Raw genomic sequence first — 19,917 nt, 5'->3', positions numbered from 1 at the left:
CCTGACTCGTGGTTCGGAATTCTCTTTCACCTCGACAGGAATTTTCGATTCAAATAGAACTTCAGCCTGAATTTGCAGATCCGCTGCATTCCTCCCTTCACCTCACGACAATTTGCTGCACTCGATCCCTATCCCGCAGCGATTAGTATTCCTCACTCGCGAAACGCAAAGGACGACAGGATGTTGCCCGGCCCGTCAGCTTGTATTTCGCAAAAGGCGCCTTCCCGGCGATCCGTGTCGCGTTTTACTTGTATTGCCACTCTTTGCCTTCTCCTGGGAACGGGGTGCCGTACTCCAGAGTTTCTCTCCAACTTCAATCCATACAACGATGAAGCGAATTCAGCAAAAGCGAAAGAGTTTCGTGAGAAGCTGGAGAAAGAGGGCTTCGGTGACGTTGCAAGAGCAGCGGATGCAAAAAGCACCAAGTCAGCGAGCGAGTACGTTCAAGCTGGTCACGAGGAATTCCGCCAGTACAACGTGAAATCGGCCGACGGAACTGCCACTGGCAAACAACAGTCGCAGCAGCATCTTGCGAACGCACGCTCGAATTTTGAAAGTGCTATCGCTGTCGCTCCGCAAAACCCTGACGCCCATCACGGTCTTGCCATCATCGCTGACCTGCAGAAAAAATACGGAGAGGCTGAAAGTCACTACCAGAAAGCGCTGATTCAGGCTCCGAATAACTCTCAAATCCTCGGGGACATGGGCTATTCGTATCTGCTCCAGAATCGATTCTCGGAGAGTGAGCAATACTCGCTACGTGCAATACAGGCTGACGCGAAGAACCAGAAGGCGATTTCCAACCTGGGAGACGCCTATGCCAGACAGGGCAAAACACAGCTCGCCACCGAGACCTACTCGAAACTTTACTCTCCCGACGTTATTGAACAGCTGCTTGCAAAAAACGCACCCAGCGACTCCGCATTAAGCTCAGTGGCGAAGAACAATTCATCCATTTTCGATCGTTTGAAACCGGGAAAATCCCCTGCTGAAAAGCTCGCTGCCGACATCGAGCAGCGAAGCCAGGCGTACAACGCCCAGCAGCAAGGGAACCAAGCCAACAATCCGAATAACATCGCACAGGCCACTGCACAGCGTCGGATGAATCAAACGGAACAGGTTCGCGAACAGTTACTCGCGATTGATCGTGATGCCGCTGCGGTCCGTGGAAATGGCCCATTGCTGTTGGATGGCGCCACCGGAGAGCTCAGCCGTATTCCTGGAAGTGAATCTTCTTACGTCCGCCAGCAGCCTGAGCAGCGAGAAGTAACTCCCGATGGTCGCCCGGTTCGATACGAAGAACAACGGTTTGCAGACCAGCAGTATGGCCGAAACCAACCAGTGAATTCCCAGTATGATGAATCCGAACTTCCTGTCATTCGCAACGAGCCAATGACTGACAGAGCTTATACTCAGAATCAGATGTCAGCTCAGCAGCCACTCGGCATGCAGAATTTCGGGGCAGATGGTCCAAGTGATCGCCCTGTCCGACAACCGTGGAAGGGAATCGTTCCGGCATCGAATCAAATGTCTGAAGACGACCACGCTGATGTCTCCCATGCTTATCGACAGCAACCGGAGGGAATGCGTAACGACATTCAACCGGTTCAGAATCAATTCGCACAGCAACCTCAGTTCAATAACACTCAGTCGGGACCGTACTACGGCCCTCCTCAGACTCAGGCTCAGAACAATCTTGCAAATGGTCCCGGCAGCTTCCATGGAACTACACAACACCCTCAGTTTGGACAACGTCCATTCGGAGCAGGGCAGCAGAACGCAGCCGGCATGGACAACCAGATGAGCCAACCCTCGTTGAACGCCCAGTTCCCGAATCAGGGTTCCCCAAATCCGAATCAAGGCGTCAACGCTTTTCATGAGGCCAGCAAAGCCGCAGCAAAGATGGGGATGGGAGTTGGGAATGGAGCGCCTTTCTCGGTGTTGAATCAATCAGGCGGGATCAATCCTCCAGGGTCGATGATGTTTGATTCAAATCAGACTCCATCACCTCAACGCTGGATGCCCGACAACATTCCTCCGCAGAATCTGAACGACGCTTACCAGCCGTATCCGAATCCAGTTCGATCTCCTGCAAACGGGCAGGGAGGTCAGACGCCTCCAGCGATCTACCCGAGTTACTCGAAAGAACAGTTCGGGACCCGATCACGATACGATACGCAGACAATGGAAAACAGCAGTATTCCATTCGACTACAACAATTCGATGCGCGGTTACGAGGCTCAACGTTGGCAGGCTGGTCGCGAAGCGAACATCGCTGTCAAAGAGATCTGGAATCAGGGCCCACTGAATTCCCCTCTATCACCATCTGCTGGATCGATATATACCCATCCATCGACAGGCGGAGTGATGTACACTCCGAACGCCCCGAACGGTCAAGGTGGTCTTGTTCCACAATGGCCTAACCAACCTGTTGCTCCACCGGGGAACCTGCAGCATCAATCTCAACCAGGTGTGCCTGATTCACCAACTTTCGGCTGGCATGAGGAGAACAACTCTCAGATCGGATCACGGATGCCACAAGGTCAGATGCAAACAATGCCGCCGAGGATTCAACCAGTTAATAACCAACAATTCCAGAATCCACAGCAACCGAACAGCAACGGACCGTCAAATCCGCAGCAGCAACCACAGCAAGGAAATGCGAACCCGAATTCCAATCAACGGAACGGAGTTGTGATCCCTTCTGACTATCACTCGATGATGCAGAATCAGGGAAGATCGAGAAATCCCGCCCCAGCGCAGGATTTCTCCTCCCGAGGATTGGGCAACGACCGGTATAACAACCAGAACGATTGGCCGACGATTATCCCTGGAACCCGTTAGTCTCTGACGCTGCGTTGAGCGGCGAGCACCGAGATCCAGAACCGCTTTAAAATCTGTTGATCAGATGCGAAATCGTAGAGTCGCATGAGGGAAACTTCGACGCTGATGCCCAATCGTCGTCGAGTAGGGTGGCACGCGTTATCTTGCGAAGCAGCTTCTTGAATACTCAACTTCTTGAATACTCAACGGACCTGACCGCCTCACGAATCCACGTCGTCGAAGAGTGTCGGTGTGCTTCTGTTGGACGACACCGTCTCGCGGTGTCGAGCGAATTCAATGCGTAGCGATCAGGCCACATTGCATCCAAAAGAGCTGATTGGTCTTGAGAGCTTCTTCATCAACTTTCAATTTTCCCTCCCCCAATTCGATATTTACTCTGGCTTTGCATTCCGGCAGGGTCAAAAATGGGGCGAAAGGCTACGATGTAACTATCCGTTTTGAGTGCACGTGAGAGTGTTCCCAGGAAGACAAATGAACGTCTTTATGACAGGGTCCAAAGGACTGATCGGGCGGCACCTCGTTCCGATTCTTGAACGCGCAGGGCATGCTGTGACCCGCTTGGTCAGGGATGTGCCTAATGGTCCGAACGAGCGATGCTGGGAATCAGCAGGTCATCCGTTGTGTTTGTCCACATTGAAGGGCTGCGACGTCCTGATTCACCTCGCGGGTGAACCGCTGACAGCGCTCCGCTGGAGTCGTCGTAAAAAAGACGAAATCTACGCGAGCCGGGTGAACTCGACCGGGATTCTCGCGGAGGCTGTCCGCAAGATGCCAAATCCGCCCCATACCATGATTGTCGCAAGTGCTGTCGGGTATTACGGCGATTCTGGGGATCGATTACTCACTGAAGCGAGCCCTTCCGGCGAGGGATTTCTTGCCTCTGTTTGTCGAGAGTGGGAGCGGGCTTGCGCCCCCGCAATTGGGCACACTCGAATTGTAAATGTTCGCACCGGCTTGGTGCTGAGCAAGGATGGTGGAGCACTTAAGGCCATGCTGACTCCGTTCCGGCTTGGACTCGGTGGGACAATCGGAAGTGGCGAGCAATACTGGAGCTGGATTTCGCTGGACGATCACGTGCGATTAATTTCGCACATTGTTCACGACGACTCCATTTCCGGGCCAGTGAATGCAGTCTCTCCTCATCCTGTCACCAATCAGGAATTTACTCGAGCACTCGGGAAGGCTCTGAATCGACCAACCTTCCTGCCGGTGCCAACCCCGTTAGTCAAACTGGTAACAGGTGAAATGGGGAACGAACTCCTTCTAAGCAGCGCGAGAGTGGTCCCTGAGGTGGCGTTGAGCCATCGTTTCAGTTTCAACCACTCGGAGATCAACTTTGGTCTGCATGCATTCCTGGCACCGTCTCCGGCGACGTATCCGCAGACCGAAGTCCAATTCGCAACGAACAATCAACTGCGACATGAAGCTCGGTAGTCGTTTATTCGACGCTCGCAAGATTGGGTGCGAACTTTAGCCCCTGTTTCAGTGGTGTGTGGTAACGGCCGCAATGAGCCGTCTCGCGGACGAACGGGGCAGGGGAGAAAAACAGAGTCTTCTCGCATTTGCCTCCTCGCCGACAGCAATGTCTAGAGCGGTGCAGTGGCGTTTCTGGAATCAGTCGAAGTGAACATTTCAGCAATCACTTCTTCCAGCGGCCGATCCTGAACACCAACATCTTCAATACGGTAGTCTCGCAACAACTCCCCGAGCACTTCAGGGACGCGGGTTCGCTCCACTTCGATTTTCGCACGCGGGGCAACGAACTCCAGCACATTCCCGAATCGCTCGAGATTAGTTGGAGTCTCTTCCCCTGCAAACTGGAGATGGATGACTTTGTTCTGGCTGAATCGTTCAACGATGTCCGCGAGCGGTCCATCGTGTTTGATTTCACCATGATTAATGATGACCGCACGTCGACAAAGTGCCTCCACGTCTTTCATGTAATGGCTGGTCAGAATGACGGTAATTTTCTGCTCTGCCTGATAAAAACGCAGGAACTCTTGAACGCGGCGTTGAGAAATGACATCCAAGCCGATTGTCGGTTCATCAAGAAGCAGAACATCCGGGCTATGGAGCAGGGCAGCGATCAACTCCATCCGCATTCGCTCTCCCAGTGATAATTCGCGAACTGGTTGCCCCACCAGTTTCCCAACCTCCAGCAGTTCGACGAGTTCATCACGTCGACGAACAAATTCAGCCTGAGGGATGCGATAGATCTCCCGGTGAAGCTGAAAAGATTCTTGAGCAGGCAAATCCCACCAGAGCTGGTTCTTCTGCCCCATCACCAAAGAGAAGCGACGTCGAAATGGGTTCTCCCGCAGCCACGGGACGTGCCCCAGCACCGAAGCTGTTCCACTCGTGGGGTTGATCAGCCCTGACAAGAGTTTGAGAGTCGTGGTTTTCCCTGCACCATTTGGGCCGAGAAATGCAACCATCTCCCCGGGTTCAATTTCGAAACTGACGTTCTTTACCGCGTCGACGGTCTTGTAAGTACGATGAAAAAGTCCTTTCAACGAAGCGAGGACTCCTTCACGCTTTTGATAGACTCGATAACTCTTACAAAGATTGTCAGCGACGATTGCGGGCATATGAAATGGCGGGATCGAATGTGATAAATAAGGAACTGAATGCTATTGCAGGGTCTGAATTCAGCGCTGCATCCGGGTCTTCTTGCGACGACCTTTTATGAAACTCTGAACCACCATATTGCCCATATCTTCAGCATTGCAGGTGGCGCTGATCCCTTTGGTCACAATCGCCAGCTGCTCGACAAAATTCACGAGCCCCAGATAAAAATAATCTTCAATGAGTGCGAAGCTGGAAATCTGAATTCCCTCATCCGCACAGCGTTTGGCTTCAGTCAACGTGATGCGAGCCGTTTTCTCCGCAGGAGGATAGATCAGCATCAGATCTCGCCCTTCGACATGCGCTGTCGGCTCACCATCTGTGATCAGGATTATCTGTCGATTCTGAGCTGATTGCTTTCTCAACAACTTCCGGGCGAATTGCAGTCCAGCATGAATATTCGTGAAATGTTGAGGAACGAAAGCAGGGGGGTGATCCAGCGAAATTCGCAGTCGAACGTTCGGATCGAACAGACTAACGGGCTTCGGCGCTGAGTACAGCAAGTCACGCTCACTCAGCAAAGAAGCGTAGGAATAGAAGCCCACGACCTGCAGCGTGTCGCTTTGATAGCGGGATCGAACCAAAGCCTGCATCGCCATCGCCACACGCTTCGCACTCGCAAACTTCCCGAAACGAGTCATGCTGCCGGACATATCCAGAAGAACGACTGTCGCACAGCTTGTCTGATATTCCGTCTCGTAGATCACGAGGTCATCATCTGTGATGTTGACCGGAGTTCCTCCACCTTGACGCACCAGTGCATTCTTCAAGGTATCATGGAGATTCAGATTGGAGACTGGATCGCCGAATTCATACTGTTTCGAGTCCTCGAGAACAGTCTGGCCGGCTCCGCGAAACTCTGTTTCGTGACGTCCCAATTTGTCTCGGTTCTGCACATGAAACAGAGCTTCCATCGCTTTATTTTCGACGCGTTTCAGCCCTTTCGGGGTCACGCTGAATTTGCCATCGCGATCTTTTTCCACAAGCCCCTGTTTGACGAGCATCTCAATCACATCAGGGTGGTCACGATCCCATTGTTCGAGCGCGGGAAGGACCTCTTCGCCATAATCCAGCAGGTATTCAGAGAATCGATCAAACAATTCGTCCGCTGATTGCGGGTTGAAGTTGTCCGAACCATCCCATTGAGAAAACTCAAATGTGGCCATCCAATCCTCCCGGGGGCGTGGCATCTCCCGACGTGTCCGGAGATGCAGCATTCAGTTCGGTCGACTCGAGAGTGCCATTCGGTTCAGAGGCTGTCGCGTTAGCTTCACTTCGGCCGCGATTAGGATTGGCGTCTTCAGCTTTTTCGTCACCCTCCAGAAGCGCTTCCCATTCAATGAACGCTGGAAGTTCCACTCGTGGTGCTTTCACGCGACGCACTGGTTCGACCAATTTCATCTGGACTTGCGCTGGAACACAATCACAAAGCAAAGAGACGACCGTTGCTGGTTGTCGCCGTCGCCGACCGCACTGCGGGCACTGCCAATCCCTGCGGACATCATTGCTGATTCGAAGTCCAGGTCCGCGCATTTCAGGTCCTCTTGGCCATCTGTCTCTCGATATTCCCACGAAGTGATTCACCTGAGTTCGCCCGAATTTCGACGAATCTCGCTTCAATGTCAGGTCATCTGCGAATCACGGCAGTTTGATGCAACTGCACACCAGCAACAATTATAGACAGATCCGATGGATTCAGCGACCCCTGACATCCACGCAGCGTCCCCTACGCCATCCAAGAGCACTCCCGAAAGCACGGCCTCAAAACAAAAATGTGCGTCAAATTCTGACGCACATTCAGGATTCATCGAATGAACAGTTCTGACTCAGCAGCGTCAGATCAGCTGGAAACGATTTCTGATTGGGCGTTGGTCCCGATTTCGATGGCTTCCATCTTCTCTTCCACCGTCATCAGCTCTTGAAAATCATCGCGTGCCTCAGTCGTTCCTTTTTCGAAGACTTCTAGTTTGACGTCCCAAGATACGAGGCCGAATGGAATCTCAGCGGAACGCACAACTTCCCCGCGGTTGATAGACCGCTCAGAATTGCTCTCCTGAACCAGGTTTCCGATGAATTTCTGGCTGGAGAAAGTCCCTGCGGGGGTAGTGACCGATTCAGTCGCAGGATCTGCTTCGTGATCTTCGTAGGCTCGCAGCAGTGAGATCACCGGATACAACACGAACACTTCAGTAGTAATTTCGGTTGGCTCCTGATCATCGATCTTGCGGTAGCCCTTGACGATAGTCAGATACGAGTTGTGGATGGGATGCTCATCACCAACACTTCGGAAAGTCTCCGCAGTTACAGTTTCTTCCGGAACCAGAATCTTGTAAATCCGCGTTTGACCGGGACCGGAGGCAATCACCCCTTCAGTCGCTTTTCCCGTTTCTGATTTGATTTCGAGCCAACGGCAGGGGACAGTTTCCCCAAGGTACTCAGCCTCTTCAGTTCCAACGGATTTGATTGTTGTAATTCGTCGAAAATCGAGGGTGACCGCCTCATTTGGAGAGTTGGTCTGGTTCACGACCTGAGTGTAAGTCCCTTCGTAGCGAACCCAGGTTCCGTCAGCAGGTAATGCAACAATCAGCCCCTGGGCGTTTGCAACCTGCGCCATGCCGACAAGCAGAACGCTGCAGATCAATGACCACTTCATGAAGGCAACTCCAGGTCGCTCAGGGCATTTCGTAAGAAACAGGAACTTCCAATTAACGTTATAAAGGTCCCATCGACCAAACGAAAGACCGACGCCAGCATTGCAATGCGTGAATCAATGGAGCCCCTAGCGAAGCTCGGCAAAACCGATCCATCAACTTTGGAAAATTCGAGTCCCTCACTACAACCCGCTTAATTCGAATGGTCAAATCAGGGTTTGCTGAACTCAACATTGCCGATTAGATTGATCGGAGCGACAGAACAGAAGCCCTCAGTTCAGCCAGAGACATTGAATGCACCCCATTCTTTCCAGAAACCTCTATCTCGTTAAAGAGCACGTCGGATTTTTCAAGTCGGCATGCAATTTCGACGTGTACGATCCGAGCACTGGTGAAGTGATCATCCACTGCCGCGAGCCACATTTAGGAACGATTACCAAGTTGCTCCGATTCTCAGACTGGCGCCAATTCACGCCGTTTGATATTCACGTCACAACTCCAGATGGAGAGCCAATTCTCAGAGTGACGCGTGGGGTCAACCTGTTCCTTTCGAAAGTCAGCGTCTTGGATGAAGATGAAGACGTAATGGGTGGGTTCAAGCAGAAGTTGTTCACAATCGGCGGCGCTTTCACAGTAAATGGCGCAGACGGTCAACCGCTCTGCGAGCTCCAAGGGTCACTCACTGGCTGGAACTTTCAGTTCAAACATGAAGGACAAGTGCTCGCTGAGGTCACCAAGAAGTGGAGCGGAATGGGCAAAGAACTCTTCACGGGTGCTGACAATTACGTCGTGAAGATTTCCGACAGTGTACCGCCAGACAATCCGCTCAGAATTCTGATACTCGGTGCGGTATTCTGCATCGACATGGTATTAAAGCGGAAATAGCCCTGATTTCCGGACTGTCAGAGGATAGTTAGCAGCAAATCGCGTGGAGACTGTCTCTATCGTCGCCGGGATGTCAAACTCTCCTGTATTCGAATTTGAGTTTCACTGCCATTCGGACATATCCCAATGGCGGTGAAACTCAGCAAATTGAAATAAAAGAGACGCATGTTTTCTCATACACAAAGCGAACAAGAATTCTCACGGGCACAGGCTGTCATTCCGGGTGGAGTCAACAGTCCTGCACGAGCGTTTGGGGGAGTTGGCGGAACGCCAGTCTTCATTGCCAGAGGAGACAAACAATATCTCTACGACCGGGATGGAAACGAGTACATTGACTACGTGGGCTCTTGGGGACCACACATCCTCGGTCATCGACACCCTGAAGTCACTGCAGCGATTCAATCGGCTCTGGAGACTGGCACCAGCTTCGGTGCTCCTACTGAGATTGAGTCGACCCTTGCGGAGATGATTGTCGACGCTGTGCCGTCGATCGAAAAAGTCCGCATGGTCAGCTCAGGGACAGAAGCGACCATGAGTGCCATCCGACTTGCTCGTGGTTACACCAGACGTGATGTCATCATCAAATTTGTCGGCTGCTACCATGGTCACGCTGACAGCCTCCTCGTTCAGGCGGGGAGCGGGGCGCTCACATTGGGTATGCCCTCCAGCCCAGGAGTTCCGAAAGGCAGCACGAAGGATACTCTGGCACTGGAATACAACGATATTCCAGCACTCGAAACAGCATTCTCCAAATTGGGAGATCGTATCGCCTGCGTAATACTTGAACCTGTCGTCGGCAACATGGGCGTTGTCGCTCCACAACCGGGATTTCTTGAAGCCTGCCGTGATTTGTGTTCGGAATATGGCAGTGTCTTTATCTGCGACGAAGTGATGACTGGCTTCCGACTCGCCTATGGTGGAGCTCAAGAGCGGTACCGCGTGACTCCAGACTTAACGACTCTCGGCAAGATTGTCGGGGGTGGACTGCCCGTTGGCGCCTATGGTGGGCGAGCGGACATCATGAATCAGATCTCCCCGCTGGGACCGGTCTATCAGGCAGGCACACTGTCCGGCAACCCGTTAGCAATGGCAAGCGGGGTAGCAACGCTGAGTGTCCTGAAAAGAACAAATCCTTACCCTCAACTTGAGAAGTACACCGAGACGCTCTGCTTGGGACTGAAAGAGATCTTCGACGCTGCTGGGATTCCGACGCAAATCCCGCGAGTCGGCAGCATGTTCACAGTGTTCTTCAACCCAGAACCCGTCATCAACTACACGATTTCCGCGAAGAACGACACGCATCGGTTTTCGAAGTACTTCCACGGAATGCTTGACCGCGGAATCTATCTTCCTTGCAGCCAGTTCGAAGCCAATTTCGTCGGAGTCGAGCATACAGAAGAGAATCTGCAGGCGACTCTCGCTGCTGCCAAGGAAGTGGCCGCGACGTTGTAAGAAGCTGGCATCAGCCGACTAGATCAGCGATGTGTGACAACATCCCTCCATACGGCGGAGTACCAAAGCAAAAAGGCTCTGCATGAGAGATCTCAAGCTGAGCCTTTTGATTTTTATCGGCGAAGCCGTCTTGTTCAGATCTTCCGTCACTTCGTCGGAGAGTGCGGCGTTTGGATCACATAATCGCGAAATAGTTCGAGACGGCTTCGTCTATCGATTCCTGATTCACAACGCGAGGATATCCGTGCAACGTGCATCGGTTTTCCATCTGTCGCAATAAGTCGCGTGAATGGCAGTACCGAAATTCTCGACCGCTAGCGATGTAGTGCTTCTGAACCAGGTAGTCGATGCTCCCCGATTCGAGAGTGAACGCCAACTTTTCGGCAACCTTGGTGAAGAGTGTACGGAACTCGGATTCCACTGGATTAATAATCTCAATCTTGTAGGGAATTCGGCGGAGGAATGCCTCGTCGACAAGATCTTTCGGTTCGAGATTACTCGAGAAGATTATCAACTGATCGAACGGGACCTGAATCGTTCGCCCGCTCTCAAGATGCAGGTAATCATGCCGTTGTTCGAGCGGGACAATCCAGCGATTCAACAACTGATCGATACTCATCTGCTGGCGGCCCAGGTCGTCGATGAGGAGTGTTCCACAATTTGCTTTCAGCTGAAGTGGAGCCTCGCCGACACCGGCACGCCGCATGTACGTCACTTCGAGATTGTCCATCCCCAGTTCGCCCCCGACGACCACTGTCGGACGTTCGATCTGCACCCAGCGTCCATCAACGACATCTGGATCGGAACCTCCGACAGGCACGGGTTTATGACGGTTCGGATCAAAGACGCGAATAATCTCTCCGGCCGCGATGATAGCTTTGGGAATCCAGATGGAATCGCCAAATGAACGAGTAATTCTCTCAGCGATGCTGGTCTTCCCGTTACCGGCAGCACCATACAGGAACATCCCTCGCCCAGAGTGAATCGCCTGACCGACCTTGGAAAGAATCGCTTCATTCATTTCAAGATCTTTGAACGCCTCACGAATCGAGGCGAGCGGTGGCTTCCGACCTTCGAGAGACTGAGCTTTGACGCTGAGAATGTACTTATCAAGCGGGACCGGGGCAGTGCCTAGGTAGCTGCAGGTTTGAAGCAGCGAGCGGGTACGTTCGCGACCGAGGTCCGTCAGTTCGTAGACGTAGTCTCCGCCGGCGGTCGAGTTCTTGTAGGTGACAAGACGATCAACTTTCAGTTGCCGCAAAACTCCCTCGATCAGAGGAAATTTCAAACCAGAAAATCGGGCGAGATTAAACCCCGTCTCGAGCCCTCTCAAATTGAGAGACTTCAAGATCAGGTCGCTGACTTCAGTGAAGTTCAAACCGGAATCGATGAGGCGATCAGGCGCGACCGGGACGAAACGCGGTGGCGCCCCGTTTTGAACATTTGCCGACTGTGTATTGGACTGCTGATCATCGATGGCCTTCGAGGTTGTTTGAACCTCGGTTTGAAAATGTCGTTCGCTCGCCTGGATCGAAGGGGATTCATTCTGCCCAGCTCGTCGGCCCGACGCGGCACCGGATGCAAATCCAAAACTCTGCAGCAACCTATCGATCTCGGCGGAAGTTGTTGACATAGAGGTTGACTCGATTTTCTTGCCCGACTCGTTCAACCAAAATTTGCTTTACCTTCTGGAAAATTGCGGTCACCTTTCTGAAATTTGCGTGTTTCCCGGTACGAAATTGGACATAGCAAACCGCACAATCCTCTCAACCATCCCTCCCTACGCGTTTAAAAACGCAACAACTGGTCAATCATTGAGAGGAATCTGCGCGACAGCATCCAAGACGCCGAAAAACTTCCACTCATAAGCACGGGAAGTCACGAAGTTGCACCAGCCAAGAGGTCAGACACTACGTTCAGCTCTTCTCTTCTGTAGTCTGAATTTCGTGCAAAATGCCATCCCAGAGTTTGATTCTATTTTCAATCGCCTGCTGGCCGGCTGCGACCGCTTCCGCCATGCGGAGTTCATTGCCATCGATGAGCGTCGCCAGCAGACGCCGCGATAGCGGGCCGTGTTCGTTCCCGTCCAGATCGATGTGCCGCTGGAGATAGTAGGCGAATAACTCCGCCCCAAGATCTTCATTGGAAATAGGTTGAAGCAATCGGTCGAACATTTCGGGAATGATGTCTTCTCGGCCGAAGCAGAAGAGAGCAGCCACTTCCCAAGGGCTTCCCATCCCAGCCATGCGCAAATTGAATTTTACGAATGCTTTTGTTTCGTCACGAATGGGTAGCGTTTCCAGTTCCGCCTCAACGTGTTCACCAGCTCGCACCGACTGAACCAACGAACGGATTGGTTGGGTGTCCGCCCCGAGTTGATCCATCGCTCCAACATATAATTCGTAATGGCTGGTGAACCCGCCCTGAAGATGCGTGTCTGATTCTTCGCCCAAAACGATCTCGTTGACGAAACGGGCCAAGTTGGGCTGAACAGGTGGAGCCCAAGGCAGGCGTGTGCCGCAAATATCCTGCTGTAAACGCTTTAGCAGGGTCATAAAGTCCCAGACAGCGAAGGCATGCTCTCGCATAAAAATGCGCAGACGTGAAACGGTGTGAACATGCTCGTAAAGCGGATGAGCCAGCAATTTATCAATGAACGGCTGGATCTGTTTCTGGATCGAATCGGAGTCAGTCATGGAATCAGACATGCAGAATATTTGAAACGACCGGGGTGGGCTGAACGCTGTGATTCTAATCGATCGGCGAATCCCGCCGCACCTGTTTCTCAAAATCACTCATCATCTCGTGAAATTCCAGTCGATCTCAATCTCGCCTCTGCGCGGTTCTGTCGATAAAATCAGTTAGACACAACGAATTCTCTTCTCCGGTTAGGTCGATATAGTGTGCCTGTAACGCCTGACGGAGAACGTGGGCAGAGTGAGTTCAGCCGACGCTGAGGACATTTAAAAATCCTCAGTGTCACTTATCGTGCGATCAATTTTTCATTTCCGATGGTGTTTGAATGCGTAGCGAATCCGAAGTCCCGTTTGCCGACAATCCATTTCTGGTACCGGTGGCTGAACGGATGAAGCGACTTCCTCCGTACCTGTTTGGTAAAATCAATAAACTGAAATACCAGAAACGTGTCGCGGGAATTGACGTTATCGATCTCGGGATGGGAAACCCGACCGATCCGCCTGAAGCAATCGTTCAGGAAAAGCTCGCTGAAGCACTGAAGGATCCGAAAAACCACCGCTACTCCGTCGCGAACGGCATTGGAAACCTGCGTCGAGAAGTGGCCAAGCGCTATGACCGACGATATGGCGCGAAGCTGAACCACGATGATGAAATCATCGCTTGTATCGGTTCCAAGGAAGGCTTCAGCCATATGTGTCTGGCGCTGATGGGACCAGGGGATACCGCGATCGTTCCATCGCCAACATTCCCGATTCACATGTACTCGGTCGTGCTCGCATCTGGGAACGTGATTGCGTTAGACGTTCGAGATCCCGGCGAGTTCCTACGAAACGTTGCTTACACCTGCGAGCATCTTTATCCGAAGCCGAAGGTCGTTATCGTCAACTTCCCACATAACCCCTCTTCAACCATTGTTGAACGGGACTTTTATGTGGAACTCGTCAAACTCGCCAAAAAGTACGGGTTCCTTGTCATCAGCGACTTCGCCTATGCAGACATCTGCTACGACGGTTATGTCGCTCCGAGCTTCCTGTCAGTTCCGGGAGCATTGGATGTCGGCGTTGAGTTGACCACGATGTCCAAGAGCTACAGCATGGCTGGATGGCGAATTGGTTTCTGCTGCGGAAACCGCGAAATGGTCCGGGCACTTGCGACAATCAAGGGCTACTACGACTACGGAATTTTCCAGGCAGTCCAGATTGCCGCCATCGTTGCGATGCGACACGGCGACGAAGGGATCACGGCACTCTGTGAAGAGTACCAGGAACGTCGCGACGCGTTGTGCGATGGCCTGACACGACTGGGCTGGGAAATCGAACGTCCGAAAGCAGGGATGTTCGTCTGGGCAAAAATTCCGGAACAGTTTGCACACATGGGTTCAATCGACTTCTCCATGAAACTTCTCGAAGAAGGGGGAGTTGCAGTGAGCCCGGGTCGCGGATTCGGAGAGGATGGAGAAGGGTACCTGCGCCTGGCGATCGTCGAGAACAGCCAGCGTCTGCGTCAGGCCGTTCGCGAAATTGGCCGCTGCACCCGCACCGAGCCAGCGAAAATTGTCTGATTTCGATTTGTTCGAATTCTGAATTTTCAATCGCCGCAATCTCAATGAGATTGCGGCGATTTTCATTTGACCCCCTGTCTCTGGGAAGTCTCGCGGTGAAATCAAACTCTCGATATCCATGGATTTCGAGCACATACGCATTTCCTGAAAAAAACTGATACACTAGGAGTTTTCCCACATTCGCGATGCTTGATAGACCTCCCCGATGGACGACAGACAACTTGAAGATTTGCGTATTCCTTCTTCCGAACGCCTGGCAGTCAATGCCTGCGCAGAAGAACAGGCATTGAGAATTCTCTGTCGAACTGTCGGGCGCGGGCAGTGTGCAGCGAGCCTTGCCAAACGCCTTCCAGATTCTCACGTCACCTGCCATTTTCTTGATGTCTTCCCTGCGGAAGACGCAATGGAGCTTCTGGACGTCTATCCCAACCTGTCGGTCTTCTGCTCACCAGACCTTCCTCAGGACGAGATTGATCTCTTTGTTCTTCCACTCAGCCGCGGAGGCGAAGCAGAACTGGCACGGGAGTGGTTACAACAAGGCTATGACCTGCTGGCACCCGGTGGAAAACTGATTGCCACCGTCGATAACCCAACCGACGTCTGGTTGCATCACGAAATTGAGAAGTTCGGACGCAACATCGACCGGACTCCCAAACGACACGGCGTTGTGTACCGGATGAAGAAGCTCAAGCCGCTGAAGAGGATGCGAGACCTTTCCAACCAGTTCGCATTTCGTGATGGCGAGACTCTCGTCGAAGCGGCCAGCCGGCCCGGAGTCTTCAGCCATCGTCGACTCGATTTGGGAGCCCGCGCACTGCTCGAAACAATCGTCGTTAAACCGGGCGACGCTGTCCTCGATATCGGCTGTGGAGCGGGAACTGTCGGAATTTCTGTCGCACTGCGTGGCGAGAACATTCGAGTCCACGCAATCGACTCAAACGCGCGTGCTGTTCAGTGCACCGAAGTCGGAGCTCAACTCAATGGCATTACGACACTGACAACAGGGCTGACAGCGACAGGAGAACTTACGTACAACGAAGCTGATTTGTCGGGGACGTTTGACGTCGCTGTGGGTAATCCACCTTACTTCTCCCACAACCAGATCGCGGAAATCTTTCTTCAGACTGCAAAACGCGGCCTGAAAGTGGGCGGAAAAGTGTACATCGTCACCAAGCATACAGAGTGGCTCATTGCTCGGATGCAACAACTGTTCGACAATGTTTCAATGGTTGAAATTCGTGGTTACTCAATCGTCACAGGAATTCAACGAGCCGCGAAGAACGTCTGGGCCACCACCAAAGCTCCAGGCGAAGCAGGGGAGTAGACCAGAAAAGCGATCTGAACGGTGCCAGTGATTCTACGAAAAAGGGAGCGATGATCAGTCGATGATCGCTCCCTTTTTTCATTCAAATGTTTCGCATTATTTTTGGACGCCGACGAGTTCGACTTCCATGACGAGAGTCGCATTCGCTGGGATCGCGTCGGGAACCCCTTCAGTGCCATAAGCGAGGTGAGCAGGAACGATCAAACGCCGCTTTCCATTCACTCGCATTCCGCGAATCCCTTCTGAGAATCCGAAGATCGTCTCATTCAGTTTCACATCGATGGGAGTTCCCAAAGCTCGCGAATCGTCAAAACGTCTGCCATCTTCCAATTGTCCAACGTAATGCAACTTCACTTCTGTCGCATCTCCCACTGGATCTCCCTCGCCGACAACCAGATCCACATAGCCCAGTCCGCTGGCGGTTTTTTCGGTCAGATCCTGAATTTCAATTTTGCGAAATTCAATTGGAGTGGAATGACTTTGCAGAGCCAGATACCCCATTGGTGGTCGTTGCGACAACTTGTTTGCCACGGAATCGTCCGACTTCACCTCGTCTTTTTTCGCGAGATCGACCTGATTAATCACCTCACCATTGATGGAGATCGTCAGCAATTCTCCAACGCAGCGAATCTCGCATTGGTTCCACTCTCCATTCGCGTTCAGCTTTGCAGGACGAGTCGGGGCTGCCTGATAATAAACGCTGCCGGTGTACTGGTCTGCCCGAAGATCTTTGTACTTACCGCTGGAGTCGTCCAGGAGCTGAATTTCAATGGCGGTAAACGTCGGGTTGCCTTTGTCCGGGACGCGAATTCCAATTCCGCTATTCCCACCGGGCTGAAGCTTGTATTCAAGGCGAACAACAAAATCGCTGTAGATTGAATTCGTTCTTAACCAGCCCCCCGACGGTGAGCTGCAGGAAATGACTCCATCAACGCATTTCCAGGTCCCTTCCTTCCCTTCATGCACGGTCCAACCACTCAAGTCTGAAGCAGACACCATTGAAGTGAATGGCTTCGCGTTCGAATCGGACAGACCGTGTGCCTGCTGAATCAGCGGAAGTTCTTCGACCCGATTCACGTTGCTGACAGCTTTCGTCTGAACGATCCCTTCCGCAAAGACATGGCAGGGATTCAGAGAGAGAAACCCCAAAGCCGAGACAAAGAGCGTAGAGCGAGAGAGCATCACGATAATCTTTTCCTTTACACTCGGAATCTTGACACTCCGAGTCCCCCTGCCGAGGCAATTGAAACTCCCGGACGATGAGATCATCGACTTCCGACAAAGGTTTTCCCTGTGCAATAAACAGGTTTACGCTGTGGCGAAGTCGGCTGGTCAATTCCGGATTTCAATTCGATTCCATCGGTTCTCAGGCTGGATTCTCCATGCAAACGAATTGCGTGGATCTCAAAATGGACGAATAAACATGTTGCCCGACATTTTTCCCGGTTGTGATTCTGCCTCGATTGGTGGCAGAATCGCAGCGTCTGGAGATCGCGACAGTATCAATTCCGACCGAATCCTGCACGATAAAGCATGGTAATTCCACGTTCTCACCACATCGCCGGCAGACTTCGCCGATGGTTTTCGTAACACCGTCAATCTCCTGAAGTTACAGATAGGACGAACCCCTTGAAACCGAACAGAGTCGCTCAATTCCCCCTTGCGATGCACCGGGAAAACTCTTCAGGAAGAGCCTTTCAACTGTCCATTTTCTAATCGAAGGATGCTGTCTTCGGGCGTGAGATATCGCTCATCGTGAGTCACGGTGATCACCGTGACTCCCTCTTCATGATGTAGCTGGCGAAGGAGATCAAAAATCAGCTTGCCAGTATCCCCGTCCAATTCGCCTGTCGGCTCGTCAGCAAGAATCAACTTCGGCTTCTTAAGAATTGCCCGGGCAATGGCCACCCGTTGTTGTTCGCCCCCAGAGAGTTCATTTGGACGGTGCCGCCATCGGTTTTTCAGGCCAACACGGTCGAGGAGTTCGCGAGCACGATTTTGAGTTGAAGCGGAGTACCCTGTCACCAAATAGGGTACAAGCGTATTTTGCAGTGCGTTCAGATTCTTCAGCAAATTGAAGTTCTGAAAAATAAAACCAATCTCCTCCCGTCGATACTGATCCCGCTCAGCAGCGTTCATTGCCCCTAGCGACCGACCATCGACAATGATCTCGCCGGAACTCGGATCGTCGAGTCCACCAAGCAGATAGAGCAGCGTACTCTTCCCACTTCCCGATGGCCCGAGGATGAAATTGAACGATCCTTTTCCAAAGGTACAACTGAGCCCCTTCAGAACCTGAAGATCACTCTGGCCGCTTCGAAATGTTTTAAAGAGATTTTGGCACTGAATCATCATTACCCGCGACGAATCGCATCCATTGGTGAACGACTGGCTGCGACCCACGCTGGGTACACTCCTCCTAGAACTCCCAACACCGTACTCGCGACGATCGAGAAGACGAGTAGTTGCGGTGTTGCAAGGAGTTGCAATCGATCCGTCCAGATCGCGTTAAAAACCTGAGTTGCTCCCCACCCGAGTGACGCACCCACTAATCCTCCAGCCAGTCCAAGAATACTGCTCTCGAGCGTCATCAGCTGCACGACATTCCACTTGGACCACCCGTTCGCGCGAAGAATTCCGAACTCGGTCATTCGTTCCGTCACGCTCATCGACATCGTATTGACGATGCTGAGCACAGCGATTGCGACCGCCATGATTGAGATCAAAGACAGAAACAACTCGAGATCCCCTGTGAACTCCGAGAATTTCGACGACCAGTCTTCTGCCAATCTCACTTCAATGGTGCTTGGAACATCGTTCGATGGTGCAGTGCCAGCTTCGGCAGTAGACCGTGTGTCGGATGCGTCGAACTTTTCAGGTGAAGTCTTTTCCGCCCCTGAATTCTCTAATGATATCACACCGGTCAGAAATTGATTCACCAACTTCTGCCCCAGAATCGACCAACCGGATCCTCCCCGAGGAGTCGTCACCGTCGAACGTCCTCGAAACAGCGTTTCGATCTGTTGTTTTAAGAGCTTTTGATCTGTGCCATCGATCGGTTCCACATAGAAGAACGAAACGGTGTCGTCACTGATTCGCATCATTTTTCGAACCAGATGGTTGTCTAGCAGAATATTCACATCCAGCAGGACGGAACCCGTTTCGTAAATTCCGATTACTGTGGCTGGCGTTTCGTTGAGTAAAACGACGTCCCCCACACCTCGGCCGGTCTCATCCGCAATCTGTTGGCTGATGATGCAGTGATTGGAACCTTCGTCCGCTTCCGTAAAGTACCGACCTTTCCGAAGGTGATCCCGGTATACATCTTTGAGAAGTTTGGGACGTTGCCGCAAATCAACCCCAACGAGAAACCGAGGTGGCGCGAGTGTCAGCTTCCCCTCGATGAGATTCAACCGCTGAACGACTTCGGAGTCGACGACGTTCACTCCCGGCAGTGTTTCGATCTCCTTCGCCCACGCAGCAGGAAGGTTTGAAAAGATGGGAAGCGGCGCACCAGCCTGTTGTACAGCTAATCCTGGGATCTGGGAAAAGGATCGCCGCACGACATCGTCAATCCCCTGAGCGATGCTGAAGAGCACCACCATTCCAGCGATCGCAATCGCCAGTCCGAAGAGTGCCAGCAACGATCTTAACGAACGGCTGAGAAGGTTTCCGAGTGCGAACTTCAGCATACAGGCCTGCAAAATCCCTGATAAGTTTCACGAGATAACCGAATCATACGATGATCAAAGATAATCATGACAACAATCAAACGCCCCGCCAAAGGGATTCCACCCATCCAGTTCACAGGAGATGAACGCTGATCGATGTCATCTCGCAATTTGCTATTCATCAAACCATCTGTTCGAGCTCTCAAC

15 protein-coding genes are annotated in these 19,917 nt (G+C 52.2%); 6 read left to right on the top strand and 9 right to left on the bottom strand.

The window, feature by feature from the left end:
• Nucleotides 1–234 precede the first annotated feature (234 nt).
• Complete coding sequence (locus SH668x_RS10795) at nucleotides 235–2,844, top strand: tetratricopeptide repeat protein (RefSeq protein WP_437185069.1); 2,610 nt, start codon at nucleotides 235–237, stop codon at nucleotides 2,842–2,844.
• Between the two features lie 471 nt (nucleotides 2,845–3,315).
• Nucleotides 3,316–4,278 (top strand): TIGR01777 family oxidoreductase, encoded by a 963-nt coding sequence (locus tag SH668x_RS10790; RefSeq protein ID WP_437185068.1) that lies wholly within the window; start codon nucleotides 3,316–3,318, stop codon nucleotides 4,276–4,278.
• 152 nt (nucleotides 4,279–4,430) lie between these two features.
• Here SH668x_RS10790 and SH668x_RS10785 read toward each other — a convergent pair whose 3' ends face one another.
• The 4 genes from SH668x_RS10785 to SH668x_RS10770 form a co-directional block, all read right to left on the bottom strand.
• Entirely contained in the window at nucleotides 4,431–5,432 is a 1,002-nt protein-coding gene (locus SH668x_RS10785; RefSeq protein WP_437185067.1) for an ABC transporter ATP-binding protein, read from the bottom strand.
• Nucleotides 5,433–5,492: 60 nt separating this feature from the next.
• Complete coding sequence (locus SH668x_RS10780) at nucleotides 5,493–6,635, bottom strand: VWA domain-containing protein (RefSeq protein ID WP_437185066.1); 1,143 nt, start codon at nucleotides 6,633–6,635, stop codon at nucleotides 5,493–5,495.
• The gene (locus SH668x_RS10775) at nucleotides 6,622–6,870 is read right to left on the bottom strand and encodes a hypothetical protein (protein ID WP_437185065.1); all 249 of its coding nucleotides are present in this window, start codon (nucleotides 6,868–6,870) and stop codon (nucleotides 6,622–6,624) included. Before SH668x_RS10775 ends, SH668x_RS10780 begins: the two co-directional genes overlap by 14 nt.
• Before the next feature lie 439 nt (nucleotides 6,871–7,309).
• Nucleotides 7,310–8,122, bottom strand: a complete 813-nt coding sequence (locus tag SH668x_RS10770; protein ID WP_437185064.1) for a hypothetical protein — start codon at nucleotides 8,120–8,122, stop codon at nucleotides 7,310–7,312.
• 292 nt (nucleotides 8,123–8,414) lie between these two features.
• Between SH668x_RS10770 and SH668x_RS10765 the strand changes: the two genes are divergently transcribed.
• Nucleotides 8,415–9,005, top strand: coding sequence for an LURP-one-related/scramblase family protein (locus SH668x_RS10765; protein ID WP_437185063.1), 591 nt, complete (start codon nucleotides 8,415–8,417; stop codon nucleotides 9,003–9,005).
• 165 nt (nucleotides 9,006–9,170) lie between these two features.
• The gene (hemL, locus tag SH668x_RS10760; protein WP_437185062.1) at nucleotides 9,171–10,457 is read left to right on the top strand and encodes a glutamate-1-semialdehyde 2,1-aminomutase; all 1,287 of its coding nucleotides are present in this window, start codon (nucleotides 9,171–9,173) and stop codon (nucleotides 10,455–10,457) included.
• A 175-nt stretch (nucleotides 10,458–10,632) separates the two neighbouring features.
• Here hemL and SH668x_RS10755 read toward each other — a convergent pair whose 3' ends face one another.
• Nucleotides 10,633–12,090: an AAA family ATPase gene (locus tag SH668x_RS10755; RefSeq protein WP_437185061.1), complete on the bottom strand. Its 1,458-nt coding sequence runs from the start codon at nucleotides 12,088–12,090 to the stop codon at nucleotides 10,633–10,635.
• Nucleotides 12,091–12,373: 283 nt separating this feature from the next.
• The gene (locus SH668x_RS10750; RefSeq protein ID WP_437185060.1) at nucleotides 12,374–13,153 is read right to left on the bottom strand and encodes a DUF3050 domain-containing protein; all 780 of its coding nucleotides are present in this window, start codon (nucleotides 13,151–13,153) and stop codon (nucleotides 12,374–12,376) included.
• Nucleotides 13,154–13,479: 326 nt separating this feature from the next.
• Between SH668x_RS10750 and SH668x_RS10745 the strand changes: the two genes are divergently transcribed.
• Complete coding sequence (locus tag SH668x_RS10745; protein WP_437185059.1) at nucleotides 13,480–14,715, top strand: aminotransferase class I/II-fold pyridoxal phosphate-dependent enzyme; 1,236 nt, start codon at nucleotides 13,480–13,482, stop codon at nucleotides 14,713–14,715.
• 205 nt (nucleotides 14,716–14,920) lie between these two features.
• The gene (locus SH668x_RS10740) at nucleotides 14,921–16,039 is read left to right on the top strand and encodes a class I SAM-dependent methyltransferase (RefSeq protein ID WP_437185058.1); all 1,119 of its coding nucleotides are present in this window, start codon (nucleotides 14,921–14,923) and stop codon (nucleotides 16,037–16,039) included.
• Nucleotides 16,040–16,135: 96 nt separating this feature from the next.
• Here the strand turns inward: SH668x_RS10740 and SH668x_RS10735 are convergent, their stop codons facing one another.
• The 3 genes from SH668x_RS10735 to SH668x_RS10725 all read right to left on the bottom strand — a co-directional run bounded on the left by SH668x_RS10735 (nucleotide 16,136) and on the right by SH668x_RS10725 (nucleotide 19,731).
• Nucleotides 16,136–17,221, bottom strand: coding sequence for a family 16 glycoside hydrolase (locus tag SH668x_RS10735; RefSeq protein ID WP_437185057.1), 1,086 nt, complete (start codon nucleotides 17,219–17,221; stop codon nucleotides 16,136–16,138).
• 501 nt (nucleotides 17,222–17,722) lie between these two features.
• Entirely contained in the window at nucleotides 17,723–18,394 is a 672-nt protein-coding gene (locus SH668x_RS10730) for an ABC transporter ATP-binding protein (protein ID WP_437185056.1), read from the bottom strand.
• Complete coding sequence (locus SH668x_RS10725; protein WP_437185055.1) at nucleotides 18,394–19,731, bottom strand: ABC transporter permease; 1,338 nt, start codon at nucleotides 19,729–19,731, stop codon at nucleotides 18,394–18,396. The genes SH668x_RS10730 and SH668x_RS10725 overlap by 1 nt, the downstream gene beginning before the upstream one ends.
• Between the last annotated feature and the right edge of the window lie 186 nt (nucleotides 19,732–19,917).

This window comes from Planctomicrobium mucosum, from assembly GCF_051466335.1.
GTDB lineage: Bacteria > Planctomycetota > Planctomycetia > Planctomycetales > Planctomycetaceae > Planctomicrobium.
This window is presented reverse-complemented; position numbering and strand designations above follow the sequence as displayed.